The organism is Xylocopilactobacillus apis, assembly GCF_033095965.1.
In the GTDB taxonomy this organism is placed as follows: domain Bacteria; phylum Bacillota; class Bacilli; order Lactobacillales; family Lactobacillaceae; genus Xylocopilactobacillus; species Xylocopilactobacillus apis.
In genome coordinates this window covers 323,046-342,393 of sequence record NZ_AP026801.1, presented here as the reverse complement: position 1 = coordinate 342,393, position 19,348 = coordinate 323,046, and the positions used below count along the sequence as shown (strand labels likewise).

General features: G+C 34.2%; 35 protein-coding genes. 3 read left to right on the top strand and 32 right to left on the bottom strand.

Features of this window, described 5'->3' with window-relative positions; genetic code table 11:
- Positions 1–6 precede the first annotated feature (6 nt).
- Together R8749_RS01615 and R8749_RS01610 are read right to left on the bottom strand one after the other, a co-directional pair.
- Positions 7–393 (bottom strand): hypothetical protein, encoded by a 387-nt coding sequence (locus R8749_RS01615; RefSeq protein ID WP_317697350.1) that lies wholly within the window; start codon positions 391–393, stop codon positions 7–9.
- On the bottom strand, positions 394–840 hold the full coding sequence (locus tag R8749_RS01610) for a hypothetical protein (protein ID WP_317697348.1): 447 nt from the start codon (positions 838–840) through the stop codon (positions 394–396).
- 190 nt (positions 841–1,030) lie between these two features.
- On the opposite strand from R8749_RS01610, the gene R8749_RS01605 reads away from it, so the two are divergent.
- The gene (locus R8749_RS01605) at positions 1,031–1,132 is read left to right on the top strand and encodes a putative holin-like toxin (protein ID WP_317697347.1); all 102 of its coding nucleotides are present in this window, start codon (positions 1,031–1,033) and stop codon (positions 1,130–1,132) included.
- A 185-nt stretch (positions 1,133–1,317) separates the two neighbouring features.
- Here R8749_RS01605 and R8749_RS01600 read toward each other — a convergent pair whose 3' ends face one another.
- The 4 genes from R8749_RS01600 to R8749_RS01585 form a co-directional block, all read right to left on the bottom strand.
- A complete protein-coding gene (locus tag R8749_RS01600) occupies positions 1,318–1,788 on the bottom strand; it encodes a hypothetical protein (protein WP_317697345.1) in 471 nt (156 codons plus the stop codon).
- A complete protein-coding gene (locus R8749_RS01595; RefSeq protein WP_317697344.1) occupies positions 1,785–2,111 on the bottom strand; it encodes a hypothetical protein in 327 nt (108 codons plus the stop codon). The genes R8749_RS01600 and R8749_RS01595 overlap by 4 nt, the downstream gene beginning before the upstream one ends.
- Positions 2,112–2,231: 120 nt before the next feature.
- Positions 2,232–2,744 (bottom strand): hypothetical protein, encoded by a 513-nt coding sequence (locus R8749_RS01590; protein ID WP_317697341.1) that lies wholly within the window; start codon positions 2,742–2,744, stop codon positions 2,232–2,234.
- A gap of 321 nt (positions 2,745–3,065) precedes the next feature.
- Positions 3,066–3,854 carry an immunity 22 family protein gene (locus R8749_RS01585; protein WP_317697338.1) on the bottom strand — a complete coding sequence of 263 codons (789 nt, stop codon included), beginning with the start codon at positions 3,852–3,854 and terminating at the stop codon, positions 3,066–3,068.
- A gap of 101 nt (positions 3,855–3,955) precedes the next feature.
- Here R8749_RS01585 and relB point away from each other — a divergent pair, with 101 nt between their 5' ends.
- A complete protein-coding gene (gene relB, locus R8749_RS01580) occupies positions 3,956–4,201 on the top strand; it encodes a type II toxin-antitoxin system RelB family antitoxin (protein ID WP_317697335.1) in 246 nt (81 codons plus the stop codon).
- Between the two features lie 58 nt (positions 4,202–4,259).
- On the opposite strand, the gene R8749_RS01575 is transcribed toward relB, so the two are convergent.
- From R8749_RS01575 to R8749_RS01455, 25 genes are all read right to left on the bottom strand, one after another.
- Positions 4,260–4,751, bottom strand: coding sequence for an imm11 family protein (locus tag R8749_RS01575; RefSeq protein ID WP_317697333.1), 492 nt, complete (start codon positions 4,749–4,751; stop codon positions 4,260–4,262).
- A gap of 685 nt (positions 4,752–5,436) precedes the next feature.
- Entirely contained in the window at positions 5,437–5,568 is a 132-nt protein-coding gene (locus tag R8749_RS01570; RefSeq protein WP_317697331.1) for a hypothetical protein, read from the bottom strand.
- A 128-nt stretch (positions 5,569–5,696) separates the two neighbouring features.
- Entirely contained in the window at positions 5,697–6,167 is a 471-nt protein-coding gene (locus R8749_RS01565) for a hypothetical protein (RefSeq protein ID WP_317697328.1), read from the bottom strand.
- A complete protein-coding gene (locus tag R8749_RS01560; RefSeq protein WP_317697325.1) occupies positions 6,133–6,429 on the bottom strand; it encodes a hypothetical protein in 297 nt (98 codons plus the stop codon). The genes R8749_RS01565 and R8749_RS01560 overlap by 35 nt, the downstream gene beginning before the upstream one ends.
- Positions 6,430–6,452: 23 nt before the next feature.
- Positions 6,453–6,908: a hypothetical protein gene (locus tag R8749_RS01555; RefSeq protein WP_317697322.1), complete on the bottom strand. Its 456-nt coding sequence runs from the start codon at positions 6,906–6,908 to the stop codon at positions 6,453–6,455.
- A gap of 60 nt (positions 6,909–6,968) precedes the next feature.
- Positions 6,969–7,628, bottom strand: a complete 660-nt coding sequence (locus R8749_RS01550; RefSeq protein ID WP_317697320.1) for an SMI1/KNR4 family protein — start codon at positions 7,626–7,628, stop codon at positions 6,969–6,971.
- Between the two features lie 51 nt (positions 7,629–7,679).
- Entirely contained in the window at positions 7,680–7,973 is a 294-nt protein-coding gene (locus tag R8749_RS01545; RefSeq protein ID WP_317697318.1) for a hypothetical protein, read from the bottom strand.
- Entirely contained in the window at positions 7,966–8,328 is a 363-nt protein-coding gene (locus R8749_RS01540; protein WP_317697316.1) for a hypothetical protein, read from the bottom strand. Before R8749_RS01540 ends, R8749_RS01545 begins: the two co-directional genes overlap by 8 nt.
- Positions 8,329–8,407: 79 nt before the next feature.
- Positions 8,408–8,908 (bottom strand): hypothetical protein, encoded by a 501-nt coding sequence (locus tag R8749_RS01535; RefSeq protein ID WP_317697312.1) that lies wholly within the window; start codon positions 8,906–8,908, stop codon positions 8,408–8,410.
- Positions 8,909–9,100: 192 nt separating this feature from the next.
- Positions 9,101–9,424, bottom strand: a complete 324-nt coding sequence (locus R8749_RS01530; RefSeq protein ID WP_317697309.1) for a type II toxin-antitoxin system RelE/ParE family toxin — start codon at positions 9,422–9,424, stop codon at positions 9,101–9,103.
- A 3-nt stretch (positions 9,425–9,427) separates the two neighbouring features.
- Positions 9,428–9,733 (bottom strand): type II toxin-antitoxin system RelB/DinJ family antitoxin, encoded by a 306-nt coding sequence (locus R8749_RS01525; RefSeq protein WP_317697306.1) that lies wholly within the window; start codon positions 9,731–9,733, stop codon positions 9,428–9,430.
- Between the two features lie 375 nt (positions 9,734–10,108).
- On the bottom strand, positions 10,109–10,426 hold the full coding sequence (locus tag R8749_RS01520; protein ID WP_317697303.1) for a DUF7716 domain-containing protein: 318 nt from the start codon (positions 10,424–10,426) through the stop codon (positions 10,109–10,111).
- An 82-nt stretch (positions 10,427–10,508) separates the two neighbouring features.
- Entirely contained in the window at positions 10,509–10,847 is a 339-nt protein-coding gene (locus tag R8749_RS01515) for a DUF7716 domain-containing protein (RefSeq protein ID WP_317697300.1), read from the bottom strand.
- Between the two features lie 129 nt (positions 10,848–10,976).
- Positions 10,977–11,156, bottom strand: coding sequence for a hypothetical protein (locus R8749_RS01510; RefSeq protein WP_317697298.1), 180 nt, complete (start codon positions 11,154–11,156; stop codon positions 10,977–10,979).
- 133 nt (positions 11,157–11,289) lie between these two features.
- Positions 11,290–11,676 carry a hypothetical protein gene (locus R8749_RS01505; RefSeq protein WP_317697296.1) on the bottom strand — a complete coding sequence of 129 codons (387 nt, stop codon included), beginning with the start codon at positions 11,674–11,676 and terminating at the stop codon, positions 11,290–11,292.
- A gap of 96 nt (positions 11,677–11,772) precedes the next feature.
- Positions 11,773–12,072, bottom strand: a complete 300-nt coding sequence (locus R8749_RS01500; RefSeq protein WP_317697294.1) for a hypothetical protein — start codon at positions 12,070–12,072, stop codon at positions 11,773–11,775.
- A 156-nt stretch (positions 12,073–12,228) separates the two neighbouring features.
- Entirely contained in the window at positions 12,229–12,816 is a 588-nt protein-coding gene (locus R8749_RS01495) for a hypothetical protein (protein WP_317697291.1), read from the bottom strand.
- Positions 12,817–12,909: 93 nt separating this feature from the next.
- The gene (locus R8749_RS01490) at positions 12,910–13,410 is read right to left on the bottom strand and encodes an Imm26 family immunity protein (RefSeq protein WP_317697289.1); all 501 of its coding nucleotides are present in this window, start codon (positions 13,408–13,410) and stop codon (positions 12,910–12,912) included.
- 36 nt (positions 13,411–13,446) lie between these two features.
- Positions 13,447–14,202, bottom strand: a complete 756-nt coding sequence (locus R8749_RS01485; protein WP_317697286.1) for a hypothetical protein — start codon at positions 14,200–14,202, stop codon at positions 13,447–13,449.
- Between the two features lie 11 nt (positions 14,203–14,213).
- The gene (locus tag R8749_RS01480; RefSeq protein WP_317697283.1) at positions 14,214–14,483 is read right to left on the bottom strand and encodes a hypothetical protein; all 270 of its coding nucleotides are present in this window, start codon (positions 14,481–14,483) and stop codon (positions 14,214–14,216) included.
- 18 nt (positions 14,484–14,501) lie between these two features.
- The gene (locus tag R8749_RS01475; protein WP_317697279.1) at positions 14,502–14,936 is read right to left on the bottom strand and encodes a hypothetical protein; all 435 of its coding nucleotides are present in this window, start codon (positions 14,934–14,936) and stop codon (positions 14,502–14,504) included.
- Positions 14,937–14,968: 32 nt separating this feature from the next.
- Positions 14,969–15,490, bottom strand: coding sequence for a hypothetical protein (locus tag R8749_RS01470; protein ID WP_317697278.1), 522 nt, complete (start codon positions 15,488–15,490; stop codon positions 14,969–14,971).
- 307 nt (positions 15,491–15,797) lie between these two features.
- Positions 15,798–16,304, bottom strand: coding sequence for an RHS repeat-associated core domain-containing protein (locus R8749_RS01465; RefSeq protein ID WP_317697277.1), 507 nt, complete (start codon positions 16,302–16,304; stop codon positions 15,798–15,800).
- Positions 16,305–16,399: 95 nt separating this feature from the next.
- Positions 16,400–16,729: a hypothetical protein gene (locus tag R8749_RS01460; RefSeq protein ID WP_317697275.1), complete on the bottom strand. Its 330-nt coding sequence runs from the start codon at positions 16,727–16,729 to the stop codon at positions 16,400–16,402.
- The gene (locus R8749_RS01455; RefSeq protein WP_317697273.1) at positions 16,726–17,199 is read right to left on the bottom strand and encodes a DUF4240 domain-containing protein; all 474 of its coding nucleotides are present in this window, start codon (positions 17,197–17,199) and stop codon (positions 16,726–16,728) included. Before R8749_RS01455 ends, R8749_RS01460 begins: the two co-directional genes overlap by 4 nt.
- A gap of 263 nt (positions 17,200–17,462) precedes the next feature.
- On the opposite strand from R8749_RS01455, the gene R8749_RS01450 reads away from it, so the two are divergent.
- Complete coding sequence (locus R8749_RS01450) at positions 17,463–18,200, top strand: hypothetical protein (protein ID WP_317697272.1); 738 nt, start codon at positions 17,463–17,465, stop codon at positions 18,198–18,200.
- 631 nt (positions 18,201–18,831) lie between these two features.
- On the opposite strand, the gene R8749_RS01445 is transcribed toward R8749_RS01450, so the two are convergent.
- Positions 18,832–19,131 (bottom strand): hypothetical protein, encoded by a 300-nt coding sequence (locus R8749_RS01445; protein ID WP_317697271.1) that lies wholly within the window; start codon positions 19,129–19,131, stop codon positions 18,832–18,834.
- Positions 19,132–19,348: the final 217 nt, after the last annotated feature.

Genomic DNA, 19,348 nt, shown 5'->3' with positions numbered 1-19,348 from the left:
TCCATTTTATAAAGGATATAATTCTACTTCCGAAACAGACTGAAAGCGATCCAAATCCAAGTTTCTATTTTTCAAATAATCCTCTAACTCAGCGAGAGAGTTTAGGTAAAAAAATTGACCAACTCGCTCATATGATGGATCAAATCCTTGTTCTAAATCTGATCTTATAAATGCCGACTCCCGCAATTTGAATTTAGCCTTTTCAATCGGACAACTGTTAAAAAAATTCGGCTCTACTCTTGCGTAGTGATCACGACGAAACGAATAAGTTGGCTTCAAATCATCTTGCAGTGAGATCTCAAGCCACATTACATCATCAGGATTATTGCTTGGGATTTCTTTAATCACAGAATTACCTTTTAATAATAAATCAAGTATTTTGCAATCTGGCATTTATATTAACCCTTTAAGTCTCATTAAGTCTTGTTTGGAAAGTGAAGTATAAGTGCAATCAAGATCTGTGTGGCAGACAAAATCGTCCTTGATAGCATAAGCATAATAGCCTTCCGACATTTCGGGGTTAAAGAGCGACGGCGGATCTTCAAAGTATCCTTCCAAACTGCACCAGCTTAAGCCAGCTTCTTCACTAAAATATAGAAGCGTTTCTCTCATTGCTTTACGCCAGTCTTTAGGAAAACTACTTACTTTTAGATCCCAGACCCAAACGACCCAATCATCGCCGAATAATTTATTCTTTTTGACGACTGTCCCTTTTTTCCAGAAACTAAGCGGAAAATCTAGTTCACTACCCCAAACATAGAAGGTTTGACCTGGTACGTCTCCGACGATTGAGTCCCAATAAATAGTTAAAAAATCTTTTGTAATGTTATTTGTGTTCAAAAAATCCTCATTTGATATATTAAATTAACTTTTGATAGTTGTCATATGGTACATTTTTACCTAAAAATTCAAAATCAACCAAACTTAATGTTATGATATTTTTTGCAGATAAGTTAAGACGGTGGCGCTTACTTTCTGAGGAGGTGATGCTTATGAATCACTCAAAAATTCCAAAGAAAGGAGAGCTAACGTGTCCAATGCGGACGCAATACAACTAATGTTAGCTTTTGGTACTTTTACCTTAATGCTAATTACTGTTGTAATTGATTTGATTAAAAATCAAAAAAAATAACCGTCTTAGCTCCAACAAGCTGATGGTTATCTAATTAAACATTTAGTTTGCGTCACCGTCTATGACGGATCTGCTGAGAACTAGTGTTAACGCACTGGTTCTTTTTTTATGGTTTTATTATAACACTAAGAACGGATTCTACAAACAATCGTATTTTCTCTCTTTATTTCCATCAATTCAACTTTTTAAACTTCTCTCCATTCTGATGACTCTCGTCTTTCGTAGCAAACTAGATCATTCAAAGGAATCTGCTTTAAATTATCTGTAATACGATCATATACGATTAATTGGTCGCCTTGGAAAATAATAAAAACCGAATTTTGTTCGTCAAAATCGGCAAGATAAAGCCCCCACTGTTCATGATAAACTCGACTGTGAAAAGTTCTAATTGTTTGAATCACGAATGGATCTAACTGCTTTTCCAATCGTTTTAATTCGTTATATTTTGCATAAAGGTTAAAAACATCAACTTCATCCGGCCAAAAATTAGAAAAATACGGATTCACTCCGTCAACAAAAATCCCAACATTTCCAAGATATACTAAATCTCCCAATCGATCACCGTCTTGATCGCTAAAAAAAGTTAAACTCTTAACCTCATTTCCGTAGAAAAAGAAATCTAGCTTCTTAAATACTGATTTTAAATATTCCATCATCGCTCAACCTGCATCGCCGTAAAAAAGTACTTGTTGCTTTCATCAAAGTATAAATTTTCAGTAACCAAAATAATTTGAGAATCTTTGCGTAACTTGCGAAACTCATCGACCGTCGTCGTTGACCGAATTTTGTGTCTATTGAAAGATAATTCATCAGATCGATCAATTTCGTATTGAACATTAACTAATAAATTATTATCAAAAATTATTTCTGCCCCCTCAACAAAGATGCCAAATTGTCCCTCAGCATCATTAATTGGACAAACATTATAATTACTGAAATTTCTGGCAAGATCTGAAAAACTATACCAAACTTCACGCACGTAATCCCATGCTTTATAAAATCATCAAACATCATCATATTCGTTTCTCACCAATTGACGATTAAACTCCATTTTAAGATCCAGATTATTCTCAAACCCTAAATACTTTTTTCTTAGCAGTTAGTCTAGATCGACTTCAATCGATTTATTATGATTTAGTGCAGCCATCACAATCAAAAACGGATACGAATAATTCCTGGGACTTTCTTTCACATCATTGATTAACTGTTCGTTTAATTCAATTAAATTAAACACCCGTGGAATGTAAATTGATTGGAAAACTTTCAGAAAATTTTCGAAAGTTCGTTTTTTTCCAGCTTCAGTCGTCGGAAGCATTAACGGAAAATACTGTTTTTCATTCAGATAATAAGAATAGTAAACGAGGTTTGACGCTGAAATATTCGAAGGATAAGGAGGATTGATCTGCTCAATAAATTTTTGAATTCGTTTTGAAGACACATTCATACTAATCGAATATTCCATCGAAATATTTAAATAAGTAAAATTAATTTCAGCTTTGGTCCCAGATCGATCATCGATTATTACTTGATGGAGATTTACTTTAAAACTTGCTGGCACACTAAGATGCTCTTTTAGAAAAATTTGGAGTTCTTTTTCGAAATCGTTTTTCATCTGCCAATCTCTGTTTTATTTGTCCAACCATCGTCGGCGTAAACTTTCAATATCATGTACTTCTTCACTAGTATCTTTAATTAAACCAAATTCTTCAGCCTTAACAATCCACATCGCCTCTTCAACCTCACGAGGAAGAGTAGAAAATCATCCAAGCTATCTTTACGTTTGATCCGACAGCTACGATTAAATTGATCAATCATCAATTTAATAACTTCTTCTACACTAAGCCCCATGGAATTGGCATTTTTCTCTAATTTTCTTTTTTCTAACTCATCTAGTCCGATCTTAATTTCAGTTGTTGACATGAGGGCACCTCTCTTAAAAACTAAATTTGCCAATGTACTTTAATCCGTTATAATTGTCGCGCTCTGGCGGATTAAAACCTAACTGATTAGCATCATACCAAAATAAGGTGTTACCATTATCGATGCCTAGTCGATGGCAGCTCTCTACGATTTCTTGTTCACACGGCATCCCAGGTCCTAACAGCTTGTTCACTAGTTTTGAAACCGTGACTTCTTTTTTCAAAGGTTTCGGATAACCGATGAAATCTTCATCATACCAACTAATCCCTAAATCATGACAAAAATTATTCGGACGATCTAGCTCGAAATACTCATCGTATTCTTTGTTAAAATTGCTTCCAAGCCATACATGCTGTTCGGTTGCTTGATGCGTTAAAGTTTTTTCTTCATAAATGCTTCCTGCACAAAAATTTCCGATATATTTTAAACCGTTGTAGTTTTCTCGATAAGGTTTTTCAACCTCCAACTCGACTTCAAGGTCAGCGTTAACGTACCAAAAAACGGCATTAGCCTCCGTAATTTCCAAGATTTCACACACCTGGTGAATTTTGGCTTTTTCTGCTTCATCCACTTTAATAATATCGATAATCGTTTGAATATCTTGCGATTCAGCAAATCTTTTGGGAATAACCATAAAATTCGGGTCGAACCAGATGTCACCAATATTGGCAAGAAACTGACATTCTTCAACATAATTAGGATCTAGCGGATTAGCATCCTCATTTTGCTCAAAATATTTTAGATATTTATCTTCCGCAGCAAAATTATTGCCAATCCAAATCTGAATATTTACTTCATTCATCTGACAACCTCCTTAAAATTGTATCAAATTGTACTAATAATCTACTAGACAAATTACCTTGTCTCTTGTAGCATACCTAAAAAAGGAAATTTTCTATAATTGTGCCAACAATATCACTGCATTTTAATAAAGAAGAAGATCAACTATTTCGTGATTACGCTAAACTTAATGGATTAACTATCAATGAATTTTTCAAAGAATCGGCTCTTGAAAAAATTGAATCTGAAATAGATTTAAAACTTTACAATAAAGCAATTGAAGATTTTGAAGAAAATCCGATCATTTATTCCCATAAAGATGTGTTGAAAGAATTAGATCTACAATCGATCTCTCATGTAATCTTCTAGTCGAAGTTCGCTATGTAAATATCTCTTCCATAAATAACACCATGATTTTGCCCCGAATTTATTTGATATCTTTTAGTTCGATCCCTATAACGTCATTTGTCAGAAGAAAATTTCGGCTTTGATCGGAAACAATAATACAAGATGGATATTCCTGGCATCTGGCAATCCAAAAGTCCTCACTCACGTCTTCTTTAAAAACTATTCTTCTAAATTTTTTAGGGCCATCAGGAAGATAACTTAAAATCGGCTCACTTTCTGAAGCTTCTAGATCTATCGCAGAAACTTTCCTAACAATTTTCACCATTTTATAACCTTGATAATTAACACCATTAACCGAAACATTTACCTCGATTAACTGAACATCTGAATTAGTTTCATCTATTAACGATGCAAGTCGCGGTGAGATAAAAGCTGGACCATCACTGAAAAATACATCGAAGGAAAATAATTTTTTTAAACTAACTTTCGATTTTAACGAAAACTGGTTATTCTTAAATTTAAACCAATAATTATTTGGATAACTAGCGTAAATCTTTAATTCATAAATCATATTAAATATCCTCTACATCTATTAATAATTCCTCGGATCTGAAGTGTTTGATCCAATAATATCAATATTCTTGAAACAGACATTAGTGTTGGAAGATCACTGATTTTCATAATCTTTTTAATCTTCAATTCAACAGAATATTTAGTCATAAAAAGTGCCTCACAATCGTTAGTATTTGTCTAACAATTATGAGGCACTTCACCTTAGGTCTTAACTGATTGGAATTTATCATATTTAAAAGATAACATTTTGTAACAAATCATTTCTATTTTTTCAATCAGCACTATAGTATAGTCATTCTATATACAAGAGGAGTTAAAATATGTCACCAGCAATTAAATCCTTAAGTAGGGCAATTCGTTAGGTATTAGGTTAACCAGCGATATAGCATCTCAGATCTCACTTCACGTCGGTGATAAAATTGACATTGTTGTTTCTGGCACTGAGCTAATTGTAAAAAAACACCAATCATTAACTGAGGAAGCTTTATTAGAAGACATTGATAAAATCAATGCTCATGCCGATAAATTACCCTCTATCTCAGATTCTGAATTTACCTATTAATTTTCAAAATGCAACTATATCGTGCTGATTTGCTGTCCAATCAGCACGGGAACTCTATCAGAAGTCCCATGTGTTGTAGCAACAACTCTTATTCAAACATTAGACTGGCGTATCCGTAAAGTTAAATTTTTAATATCAGTTTTATTAAGAAATGAACTTTTTGCTGAACGTCAATCTGATCTAAAATGATCACATCACAAGCCCAGAAGAAGATCCCCTCTGCAGATTCACCAGTTTTTCTATCTTTATCCATTATTGATTTAATCGCATCAATAGTAAAAGCCCAACAAAAGTAAACTTTGTCGATAATCATCCGTAATAAAGTTGAAAATTTTTCATCCTATATTCTCCTAAGAGGTTTTAACTAGTTGCACTAAAAAATTAATTAGTTTTTAAATTCCATACTGAAAAATCAGAAACGTAAATTTCATTCAAAGTCAAATTGCACGGTATATCTTTAATGCTATCTGCTATCTCATCGTATGGTGTAGGCAATATAAAGGCCAAACCAAACTCATCATCAATGATAAGATGACCATAAAATATTCGTTGTCGAGATGTTAATTTTACAATTTCTATCATAGATAATCCTGTGGAAAGTTTATTTTTATAGAAACCGTGATATTGTTCATTACAACTAATCGCAACTATTGTCTCACTTGATAAGGTAGTTATTTTTATTATGTCGTTGAGCGAAAATACAATTCTTTCCGTGCCATCAAGCAAGGTGAAACTCTCTGATACCACATTATACTTTGCATACATTTCTTCAATATAATCACTAATGTTATTTCCGATAATAATATTGCCTATCGAATTATAGGGAATGATATCTGCTCTTAAATCTATCAACTTCTTCTCCTAGATAATGTATTGACTTAAAAAACTCCCAATATTTATCATCATATTCCTTGAAAGCCTGATCTTTGTCATAAGCTTTAAGAAAACATTCGTAAGCCTCGTTATCTTCTCCCAACTCAAAGTGAACTCTTCCAAGATCAATCAGCTCTGAAGCTGCTTTTTCTGGGATGTTACATTTAAATATATCTTTTGCCCACTTCTTAGCCTCAAAATGAAGTCCTTCATCAATTTTCTTTACAATCGTTGCGTCCATTTTCACATCCTAACCCTAAGACATCAATGTATTAAGCTGATTTTCTTCTGAGATAAACAAAAATCGACATATCCCTCAAAACTTATAACAAGGCACCATTTATTCAAAAAATCAAAAAAATAGTGATGCTGAGGAATATTTTCTATAGCAAAAGCAAGAAATTTATTAAATTGCTTAAGTGTTAAACAAACTGCAAAATCTAAAGACGAATCATTTATATAATAAATTTTTTGACTCTTTTTTATCTCAACATTTATATCATCGTCAGCAATAAACTTTCTTATTGTAGATAACCAATCAGGGTAATTTCCCAAAAGTTGACTACTCTTATGATTAATTGTCTTTGACCAATCAATTTTCGTTCCCTTCCAGTCAAAAGAATCAGAAAGATTATCAGCAATTCTCTTCCAGCTATCAACCATTTCAGGAGGATCTAATAATTGAGAAATCTTTATTCTTATTTCATCATCAAGGGTCATAAACCCCTCCTTGCCTTTAAACATCAGAAAAATATATTACCTAAAGCATTTCCTTCAGGATTACAGTAAATTTTCTTTCCTTAATAAAGTTAATAGTTCTTGACCTTTTTCTGAAAGCTCTAATTTTTTCAAATATATTTGCACTCGATTTCCAGTATTATTTGAAAAGAACAATTTCGGGTTTTCAAAAAATATTCCAAGAACTTTATCCGGGAAAGGGACTGTTGAATCCATATAAACATCGTATCTTTCTTCTGGTTGTGTTTCTTTACTTAAAAATATTAACTTTAAAAAATCATCAAATGATTCTGCAATTAAAGACAATTTTTCATTCTGCGGCTGATAACTGTTAGGCTCTTTATTAAAATACAAATCATTTATTTCATGGTTCCAATGATATATCTTTCCTTGAGAATTTATGCAAACTATATCTTCTGAGTTAATCGAAGCCACTGGCAAATAAGAAGAAGGAATTCTATTTCTATAAAAACGGCTAACAGACTCTATATCTTCCTCTTCCTGCTTTGAAAAACCAAATATAGTTTCAATAGAAATACTCTCTTTTCCTGATTTAATATTATAATTTCCATCAAATTCAACGACATTAAACCTTTTCAGAAAATTTAAATAGCTTTTACTAAACTTTATTTGCGTGTCTGTTTCGATTTTTTCAATTAACTTATCTAAATTTTCAGGCGTTTCATATTTCGATACAAACATGTTTACTCCTTTTTTATTACAACGCAAATCGGTTTCTAGTTCTATTTGCTCCTAATCACACCTACAAAGCAACTTACCGATGTCAGAAATAATTTTATTAAATTCAATAAATACTTCGTTCTTTTTATCAAACACTAAATCATCTGCATATTGTTTCTCAGATATGAAATTGAATTCAACATGCCAAGGTTTTTGTAAGGAAATAATAGCCGGTCCTAAATTGATTAGATCGTAATTTTGATCAATTTCTTGATATAAATTTTCAGAAAAGTCTTCTGTATACAAATAAGGATTGGGTAGTTTGATTACTTCCCAATCTAGTTTAGAGATTTCAAACCTAAACAAAGTACTTTTCAAAGCCATTTGTGTATAAATACATTAAATCATCAATAGAGAAAAATATATGAAGTATGATAAAGCCGTCTTGCTCCAGGTAATGCACTATATCGTCAATAAATTCAGTATTTGAAAGAGTTTTATCTTCAAAATACAATAATTCTTGACCAATCGATTGGAAACTTTTTACTTCTTTTTTATATTTATTAAAAAAGTTATATTCATAATTTTCATCTTCAATATTTGTAGAAAATACTAATTCGAAGAAAAATTTTTGATCGTATTCTTTAAGTAAATATTCACCAAGAAAACTTAAAAATTTACCAAGATTCATCTGTGATATAAAAATATTTTTATAATTCATACTTCTAACTCTATCATTTTATTTAAGTTCTATTGTTTAAAACTTCAGGCAATTTCCAGTGCTCGCCAAAATCATCAAGTTATAATTTTTCTAAATAGCTAAACCCATCAAGACTATCAGTATAACCAACTGCCTTAAGGTCTTGCTTAAGGTTTCTCAGCAAATTATCCCACTGATTCACAAAATGAGTTTTATTAACCAAGACTTGATATAAATTCGGATCGATTTCATTTATTAATTTATTAGAAAAAATACTATTACTATTCCATTTTGCATTAATCCTAATTTGCTCTGTTTTATATAGAGTAAATTCCCATTTTGCTGTAAAGGCATTTGATAAAAAATTTATATAAAATCCTTTTTCCTTATTCATCTTGATAAGGATCAACATTTTAACAATGTCATTATAAATTTCACTCAAATCTCCTTTTTTACTCAAAGGAATTAAGTAATTATTCCAATTCAACGTAAAAGTTTCACTGTACTCTGAATATATTGTATATATTGCTTCTGCTACCGTTGAATCTTCACTGTCTAACTTACCTAAATTAACAGAACTACTAAAATCAATCTCAAACATCTCGTCTTTCCTATATTCTTCTATCTAACTTCCCGATTGATCTGAGGTCACATTCTATAAGATAGTAAAATAGCTGGAAATTTGATTCCAGCTATCTTTAATCTTCAAAAGTCAATCAAGAAAATCATCTTCTTCGAGATAATAAACAACGGCATCCAATGGCTCATCTTTAGTGGAGCGAGAATGTGTAATTCATTCCAAATCTAGATGTGCCATATCCATCTTACCGTATATAATTCGTACAATACTTACAGTATGAGAGTCTTTGTTAGGCAAGTATAAAACTATATATTTATCAATGGGCATAAAACGAATTTCTTTGGTTCGAAAGGTCTCTATTGAAGTTAATGGATAACGAAAAGGTTGATGATCAAGTTGTTTGACTGCATTTTCAATTTTAGCAATTTTATTTTTTGTGGTTTGCTCGGATCTAGAAAGTTCGTATAAATGCGTTTTTAGATTAATAATATCAAAAAGCGCTTTAGCAGAATAATCTATTTTCCAATTTTTTTCCACGATCTATTCTCCTAAAGTCATGTTTTTGACTTCCTCTGCCGTATAAGTTCTTCCTGCAGCTATATCGTCAAGTCCTTTTTGGATTTCATGGTTAAATTCTTCTTTGCTGAGATGGCTTAAGTCTAAAGGATTTCTAGCAGTTTTTACTTTAAAAGGAATTTCATTTGTATTTACTACTTGTTGTAAAAACATATTTATTGCTGTAGTCATTGGGATTTGTAATTGATTTAATACTTCCTCTGCCTGCCGTTTTAATTCAGGAGTTACCCGAGCGTAAATGCTTTCTGTTCTTTTGCTTGTATTTTGCATGAATTTGTACCTCCAAACTATTTGTTATAAGTATATTGCAAAAAGCAGTAAACAGCAATCATATAGCAACCATTAATCTAATTCTTGTGAAATGTTTTGCTTCAGTAATTTTTCGTTCAAAATATCATAAATGATGGTGTACATTTGTTGCTAGGATACCTTGGTTTCATCACCCACCGTTGTTTCAAAGGAATTAGGTAATTATTCCAATTAAATGTAAAGCCATCACTGTACTCTGAATATATTGCTTCTGCTGCCGTTGAATCTTCACTGTCTAACTTCCCGATTAATCTGAGGTCACATTCTAAAACTAAAGTATTTAAAGATAGTAAAATAGCTGGAAATTTGCTTCCAGCTATCTTTAATCTTCAAAAGTCAGTCAAGAAAATCATCTTCTTCGAGATAATAAACAACGGCATCCAATAGCTCGTCTTTAGTGGAGTTGGGATGATGTTCAAGTTTATTATCAACAATATCACAAAATGTCGGGGATTCTAAAAATGTCCTAAGTTCATCATTTTCTTGCATATCAAAAGATTCATCATTAGTTTCAGCTAAATAATAATTTTTATTTAAAATATCCATTTTTGAATCAAGATCAAAATCTTTATCTACGTACAACCACCCAACATTGGGTAATGTTTTATTCTTAGCTTCAACTAATAAGCCATCAAATCCTTTAACTGTTTTCATATAAAACCTCCTAGAGGAATTATAACGTAAACCGGTTTCTATATCTACGTATTCTAGGTTGGATGGTTTTTTAGACATCGCTTTATAGTTCTAAAAAATCATCATACTCAGCATAGTAGTTCAAGGCTTTAATAAAATCATCTAAAGAAGCTGAATCCTTTTGATCTAAAACTGAGTCTACTACATCGGCAAATTGCTCACCTGAATAAAGGTAATACAGTTTCTTTTGTAAAATGAGCGGGGGATAAACTTCTTTCCCGTTATCGTCTACGCTTGGATATTCATCGACATAATAACTGTTATTGCTTTGTAAGTCTTCATCTGATTCTCCGTATAGAGAAAAATTATCATCACGTTTATTACTATCTTTCATATAAGAAATGATATCGTTTATTGAGTAAAGATTTCCTTTGGCAAACATATTAATACTCCTAAATAATTTTTTTTACAATTACCAAGATTTCATTTCATCTATTGAACTTACTTCCGTAAACTTCACTTGATAATCTTTTTAAAGACAAAAGAACGTTATGATTAAATTTTGCCCTGCTTACGGCATATTGTTAATTAAGGCACGACATCCGGGTTTTTCCCAGTATTTTATCTTTTCCATATCATCTTCACCAAGTTCATCATCAAATTTTTCCGTAATTATTCGCCTAACTTCGGCTAACATTTTTATTAATAAATTGTGTCGTTTCTTGATAGTAGGCAAACAAATCATTGTCATTGTTTCCACCAAAATAATAATCCGAAATATTTTTTAAGAAATTAATATATATTCGATTTCAGATAAAACGTCAATCGCCTCTGCTCCTGATAACTCTATGCGCTTTCATATTATGTCCTTTAAATCATTTGTACTATAGTTTTTTTGCCTTCCAGACCCTTGACGCAGCTGAAAAAGAAAGGTCTTTAAACAATGCTGCTAGCGGGGTCAGTTGCTCCCACGTATAAAGTTTCTTAGAGCTATATGTAATACTTCCATCTTGATTCGTTATTTCTAAGAAATAACATCCTTTGTTATATTCGCGATTTGAATATTCATCTTTGGCGAAAGCCGGACGAAAAAGAATTACACATTGATCTAGCAATAGAAATTTTTTCTTAATTTCAGCTAAATCTTGATTCCACGGATTGTAATCCAATGGATTGTTTTCATCATTATTAACAGCAAACCAAGTATCATCTACACCTTGCTCTTTTGCTTTTAATCTATCAGAATTAAACATAAATATTTCTTTTGTCATATTCGACTTTACCTTCATTTAGCTACTTGATTTTTTCCTTCTAATCTAGTACCGATTGCAGATGCACCAGTTCAACGATAAATTGTAATGTAAGAATTATTTCATTCTGATTAACCAGTCGCCATCATATAAACGCAAGTCGCCATCTCCATATTCGCTCCACATTAACTTATTATCCGATTCATTGTCATTAATCACTCTATATTCTGAATATCCTGTTGCTGACAAAGGTAGTATATGAATATCTTTAATATCAATTTCCCCTTCAGATTTATCAAGAAAATATGCAAGTTTTATCAGTGCATCAATCTTATGGAGGAATAATGTGTCATTATTATTAACGTTAATAGAATGATCCTTTTTTAATCCCCTTAAAAACTCTATAACTTCATTCATTAGAAACCTCTCTCAATATAAATTGTGGCTTTACAAGTAAAGTTTCGTGTCTCTCCAAACCGATAATCCTTAAGGGAAACAGATTAAATCCACCCCCAAAAATCGCATCAGGATCATAGTAACTGAAAGTATTATAATGTATTTCCCTTGCCACTTTTAATCATTTGAATTTGTCATTATTTCATATAAGTATCTAGAGAAGTAGTTACTCGAGTTCTTAAAATCTTCTATTGGTTTCATTTGTTTTTTCAAAATTTCTTCTCTAGTTTTCTGCCTTATTAAATTTTCTTTTTGAAAAGCCCCTTCTATTTGAGAAATAAAAATATTATTTTCTGTACATATGAACCTAGTTACTGTGTTATTTAAGATAATAACGCCCTCATCCTCAAAATCACGCAGCAAATATATTTCAAACTTATTTTTAACTATAGATAAAAAATCATCTAACGTTAGATTGTTATTATCTAAATTAACTGCATCCATTATTAATTCATAATTTTCAAAGTAAAACTGTACTTCAATAATATAGTTATCGGTAATATCTTTTCTTTGAATAAAAAATGAAAAAATTTCATATCCATCTTCGCCTGAACTATTATCACATTCGTTTTTTAAAATATCATAACTATGATTAATTTTAAAAACATTGGGGAAAAATAAAATAGAGCCATAAGAAATATAGTTTAGTATAAATTGTTCGAATTTATTTGATGCTATGCAATTTAGATAATTTGTTATTTGCATGGATTGGTTTTAGCCTCATTTCTCGTTTCCATAATTTAGTATCTATTTCAGATTTTATGCGAGGATCAAGAAGAGTTACAATGCAACTTTAGGTTATTTGAACAATTCATTCTTTAACCTTATTTCTAATTGAGTTGGAGTCCAAACAATCCATTGTTCATAATTATTCGCTTCAATTTCACTAATTTTCCTTTCAATTCCATTCTGCCATAACCTTGAATCTTCTCCTCTGCCCAGCACTAATTGAATTTTTGATAAACTAGAATCTTTTTCTGGATCATAATCCCTTTGCGTATAAATTTTTTTCCATCTTCCTTTTAAAATTCCTAATCCTGATATAGATATTGGTGGAAATAGTCTACAAGAGTTTATAATGGATTGAAAATCTTCTTGCAGTGTCCCTACTTTATTAAATACCTCGACAAATATACCACTTCCAACTTTATCTTTAATAATTCTGCAATAGGCAAATTCTCTACCTCTATTTTCAAACTTTTCCTTTTTATAATTTTTTAAATTTTCCTTAATATCTTCAGTAGGTAGAAATAGAGGAATAGCGTATATTTCCCCTGGTCTAACTTTAATTTTTTCCATTAATGGCATTCCTTCATAGCTGATTCTTTTCTTTTTTCATGTTTCACGCCAAGATATAAGAATCCCTGCCTCCCCGCAGACTTTATTAATATGATCCAATTGATTACTATCTACACTCCACAGCCAAAGTTTATTATTTATTTTAGTTAAATCGCCGTGTTTAGTGTCTGATAAAATCCAATCCCTCAAGGAGATCGCATTATTAAGTTTTATCTCAAGATGTCTATCATTGATAATATTAAACTTGTATATCATTCGGAGCATTGACTCTTTATATCTAGCAGAGCCTTTAAATCTTCCTGGCGTTTCTCGATTCCAAGTGTTAGGCGATTCATACTTATAAACTGAATAAAAATTTTCGCCTTCTGTATAAAAATACGTTTCGAACATATCATTTAATTCGAATGATATTCCATAAGGAAAATCTATAAACTCTGTGACTTTTTTCGCCAGTTCTACCATAAATTGTTTTTGATTTTCAATTTTATGCGCATATTGCATATTCAAATTATAAAAACTACCGAATTCCTTAGTAATGTAATAAAAGGCAGCGATGGTTTCATTATTCTCAATACCATATAAGCCGAATTGTAATTCATTATTCTGCTCTAATTTTTTAAGTAATCCCTTTGCTGTAATCTTTTGGGAAGTATGATCTCCATTAGATAAAGGTTTGTAATAAGAAGCAGTAGTAATGTTAATGTGCAATCGATCAAAAATAAATTTGCCTATTTCATATGCGTTTAATGCTGTAAGACCATCTGTATTGTATAAAGAAATTCCTACGCTCATGATATACCCCGCTACAAATAATAATCTAATAAATCATTTATAGAATCTGCAATTATTTTTTTCCTAAAACTACTTTTAATACAACTCAAGTTTGGTGTAATTGTTTTGTCTAAACTTTCAACAAGTGGACTCATATCACCATTAAATTTTTTAAGATTATTATCTGACATTATTTCGAAATAAGTACCCATTAATTTGTATTCATCTGAATTTGGTTCAGTTTTATAATCTGGTTTTTCCATTTCATGACCAGTTAAATAACTCAACGGATTTTTTAGCATAAAGCCTGAATAAGAATCTTAATTAAATAGAAGGAAAAAATCACTCTTGATTTCAACAAGATCGATAGCCATCTCTTGAGATAAACCATATTTTGTACAAACTAGCGATCTTGAAACTGGATCAAAATAACGCAATTTATTGGGAGGTAAGATCAAACCTGCATCTGTATTTTCTTTAATAGCTAGTGTGCCAATGCACTTTTTTCTTTCATTTAGAAATATTTTTTTGTTCGATGTGGGAACATATAACTCTAAATTGCATAAATAGTTATCAATATCAAATCCAAAAATATCAGAATTATCGCTAATCCAAGGTTCTGAACTGATATTTATTTTTTGGGAGTTAGATAATTTTACTATCGACGAATTACCTCCCCAAATAAATGATAGAAAAAAATCGGTATCTAAATCCGGGTTATTTCTTACTGCTACGATTTTTGAATTAATTAGCATCGTATATTCCTTAATTTATTAGAACAACTTAGTTAATCCCCATTTAACCAGTCTAGCCAAGCTAATAAATCTTTGAATTTTTGCTCACTTTGACCTGAATATCTCCAGATCTCAGGTTCTAAATGCTTGTTCCACACAGCAAGAGTGTAATCTCCCTCATCTTCACTCATTACAGAAATTACTGATAACTGTGCGTCAGGATAAATTGCTGGGGCGGAGTCTTCCCAATTTTCTCTCATAGACGTAACCCAACTTTTAAAGTGCGGTTTACCGACTAATTCGATCATCTCCTCAATGCTCAAAAATGTTTCTCCGATATCTTCCCACGTCCCACCGTACAAAAACCTTTCTTTCAACTGTGGGGAGACTTTTTGACATACAGCTGTATCTAGTGTCGGTATTTTATCCACTACCGAACCGGGAAGTATTTTTTGTTTTGCGTAACTCTTGGCTTCTTTCTCTGTTATGCCATACGAAATACATTCTTCAATAAAGGCTTTAGATCGCTTATCAAAACTATTTTTATAATTATCGAGAGATTCTTTTACGGACATTTTGCTATCACCTCATGATAGATTTTTACGAAAATCAATTACAGTTTAACGCGATCAAGAACAATTTAATTCACTTATCCATTCCCTAAAATCCTCTTCAGTATATAAGTAGTTTCTATCTGAGGATGGTAAATCTACCGCGCCTAACATCTCCAAGTAATTAGATATCATTGGATCTGATATTCTTAAAGAATCATCATTATAAATATCAAACGCCACTCAGATACAGCTTTCCTATTTTCATGTCTTGATAGTAAATTTTGTATTTTTTTAATTAAGTCACTTTTTCTAGGGATTTCTCTCATATTTACCTTCGCCCCATATATTCACCATTTGAATCAAATATGTGGTGATTCTTTTCATGCACTACAGGCTTTGGAGCAACGCTTCTTACACGACCAGAATGATCTACAGTTTTATACCATGTTCTTCTATTACCTGTCGCAGGATCCCATTCTCTTACCAATCTTGCACCTTGCATTTCTCCATATGTTCTAGATGGTTTTATATTTCCATAGAAACGATAACGACCGTTCTCAAGGCTTTTAATGTCAGCTGAACCATATTTTTCAGCTTGCTCATAAAAATCTTTCAATTTCTGATAGTTTGCCGCATTATGAGCATCATTTCCTTTTCCTGAAGAACAACTAGTCAGCCCCAACGGGTCAACCCAAGTCAGCGGATTATGTGCATACCCATACGGATTTATTCCACCTAATAGCCCTATCGGGTCAGGACTAATATATTGCCCGGTATCCGGGTCATAATACCTGAATCGATTATAGTGTAGCCCACTTTCATCATCTCGATACATCTTCCAAAGAGCTCATGACAGGTCGTTGGGATCGTGCCATAGAGCAAATCGACGCACTCCTACAATAGAGATGGGCAGCCCCTCCGCATCTGCGCTCACATTGTCGTAGAGAAATCATCAACAAACCCAAGAAACCGCCTCTCTTCTACTTCCGAAAAGCGCCGTTGGGCTACATCTGCCAACCACCGATTACAAGCGTCTAATCTGCTTTTGCTGCTGTCGTCAATTTCGAAGATTCCAGAGTCGCAGTAGGACTCATCAAGCATCTCGAGTATTTGAAGGAGCTCGGAGTCGTTTCCCACCAGCTCGCCTTCCGGAATCGTTTGTAAGGCCTCCATGACCTCCAAGATCTGGGGCAAGCCTAGAATGGTCGGCCCGCTCTGCAAGCGCTCAACTATCTGGCTGCAACTCAGTTCTTCAGTCATGAAAGTTGGGTATCCTCCCTGTTCGAATCGCTATATTTATCGTTGAGGTGCTTCCAATTGGCAACGTTGGAGAAGGATTCATAGCTATATTTGCTGAAATGGCGATAGTCGTCGGGCGATGCGCCGTGCTTGAGGGCCCATGCGCTCCCAGGTAAGGTCAGGAGACTCTCGAACTCCATGTCTGGATCGAGCTTTTGCTTCCCTGCCTTGACCTGGTCATAGAACTGCTTCCCATTCACCAAGGCTATGCAGCGTTCATAGAGGAAGACGTCACCTGAGTCGCCCGCATACCATTGATCCCCATCAATGTCATACAGGAGCTTGCTCATGATCTCGTCAAAGGCAAAGATGTCTTCATCACTGCATGAAGCCAGGTATGTCACTGCGGGCTTGAGTATCTTCTCATCGTCCTTATCCGCATATTTCCAATCCAACATATCCACGATTTTCCAAAACTCATCAGCAGTCATAATAGCACCCTTCTCCTTGTTGACCGGAAACACTGCTGTCCGCAAATGTTTTAAACGATGCCTTGGTCCAGCCTATAGAACGAATGCCCTGTCTTACTCCATTGATGTCAACTGAACATCAGAATCGAAACCCGTACAACCCTATTAGTTTTCAATCACCATCTGTAATTGTTACTTTATCTTAGCGAATTGAACCCACCGTTTAATCGCATGAGCAAGTGAAGAGGGATAACCTAAACTTAACACTTCTCAAAGGGGGCGGCATGGGCGCGACAAATACGGAATCATTGGTTTTCGTTAGAACACTTGAAGCACCCGCTCAGGGCTCAAGCATCGCTGAAGCGCATACCGCCTACGACGGGCGACTAGTGCTTATATGGCAGAACGCGGAAGGTGCAAGAACGCAATGCCAAGTGTACAAAAAGAACGGCAGCTGTGAATCCATATCTTTTAGCGCATTCCCAGGTCATGTCAGCTTTGTCATGCCGATGCCAGGCAATCGTTGGCTAGGCTGCAAAGCCAGAACCTGGTACGAGGAAGGCAAGCCCTTAGCAGATTCGGCGTGGATCGTCTCAGAGCAAGGGAAGGTCTTATCCAGCGGGAACATGGGAGATGCCCTTTCGTGCCCTACCGTCGCCCAAGATGAAACAATCTGGGCCCCTTACTTCGACGAACATCCTGGCAGAGATGAGGGTCCCGTAGACGAGAGTTCGGATTACGGTAAATACACAGCCGGAGATTCAGGCATGACCGTTTTTGACGATCATCTGAAGGTCCTTGGAAGACACAACTCCCCCACCTACGTGATGGATGTCTATTACAGTCATCACGACGGATACAGGTATTGGTATCTTTCGTACCCTGATTGGATAATCGACAACTGGAGTGCCAGCGGTCAGGGTGAGCCCATGGCAGCCGACGATGAGCTGGAATTGCGCGGAGCCCCGTTCCTTATGTACAAGAACAGGCTGGCCAGGCTCAGCGTTTTCGAATCAGAGTAGACCCGATGCAGAAGACCCCACGATGAGCATGTCTCCCTGTACCGCTATCCACAGTGCTCCGACCTTGCCAGTGTGAGCAGAGACAAAGTGCAGCAGACCCTGCTGACCTACCCTAACGGCCTGCAGGTGAGCATGGATGTTCTCGTCTGTTCTTGGTCCAACAAGTTCTACCTGATAGATAAGGACACAGACTGGTACGAGATTGAAGCATTCCCTAGCTAACAAGATGCACAGGCTACTGTGCTCTCGGGATTTAATATTTCTGTATGCAGAGAATCCAGGAGAGGTTCCATTGCCGCAGACTCCGCCTATTGCCAACTACTAGATATCTTATCTGCTCGAGTATCTGTAAGCTCCTGGAATGATAGGGAAACTGTACATTGCCCTTGCCGTTGTTAATTACGATCACTTGAATTTATTATTAATTTCATATAAGTGTCTAGAGCAGCTACTAAGCGATCTAGATAATTTCTTACTTGCATGGATTGGTTTTAGCCTCATTGCGAGATTGTAGAATATCTCTAGTTTTCTTAACTCGAGGTGCTCGTTCAGATGTCATGGAACTTGGCGGCAAATCACTACCAGCCTGAGCTGCCGATAGAAGACGGGCAGCATTTTTGTGTGGTCCAAATTATTTCATTCTGACCAACCAGTCCCCATCATATAAACGCAAGTCGCCATCTCCGTATTCAGTCCACATTGACTTATTATCTGATTCATTGTCATTGATTACTCTATACTCTGAGTATCCTGTTGCTGACAAAGGCAATATATGAATATCTGTAATATCGATCTTCCCTTCAGCTTTATCAAGAAAATCCGCAAGTTTCATCAGTGCATCAACCTTATCGAGCAATAATGCATCGTCGCTATCAACTGTAATGGAATGATCCTTTTTAAATTCCCTTAAAAGCTCTATAACCTCATTCATAAGAAACCTCTCTCAAGATACATTGCAGCTTTTGCCAACCAATTGCTAATACATTACTATGTGGAGTGTTTTTGTGCGGATGTCCCGTTGTCTATTTACAAGTGCAAGGGGATCTCGACCAGGTCTATAGCCACACCTTGGGATAAGTTATCAGGAATAATTCTAAATCCGACAATGCGTTCCTTGATAAGCCAGGCATTTTATTATGTACAGCGCC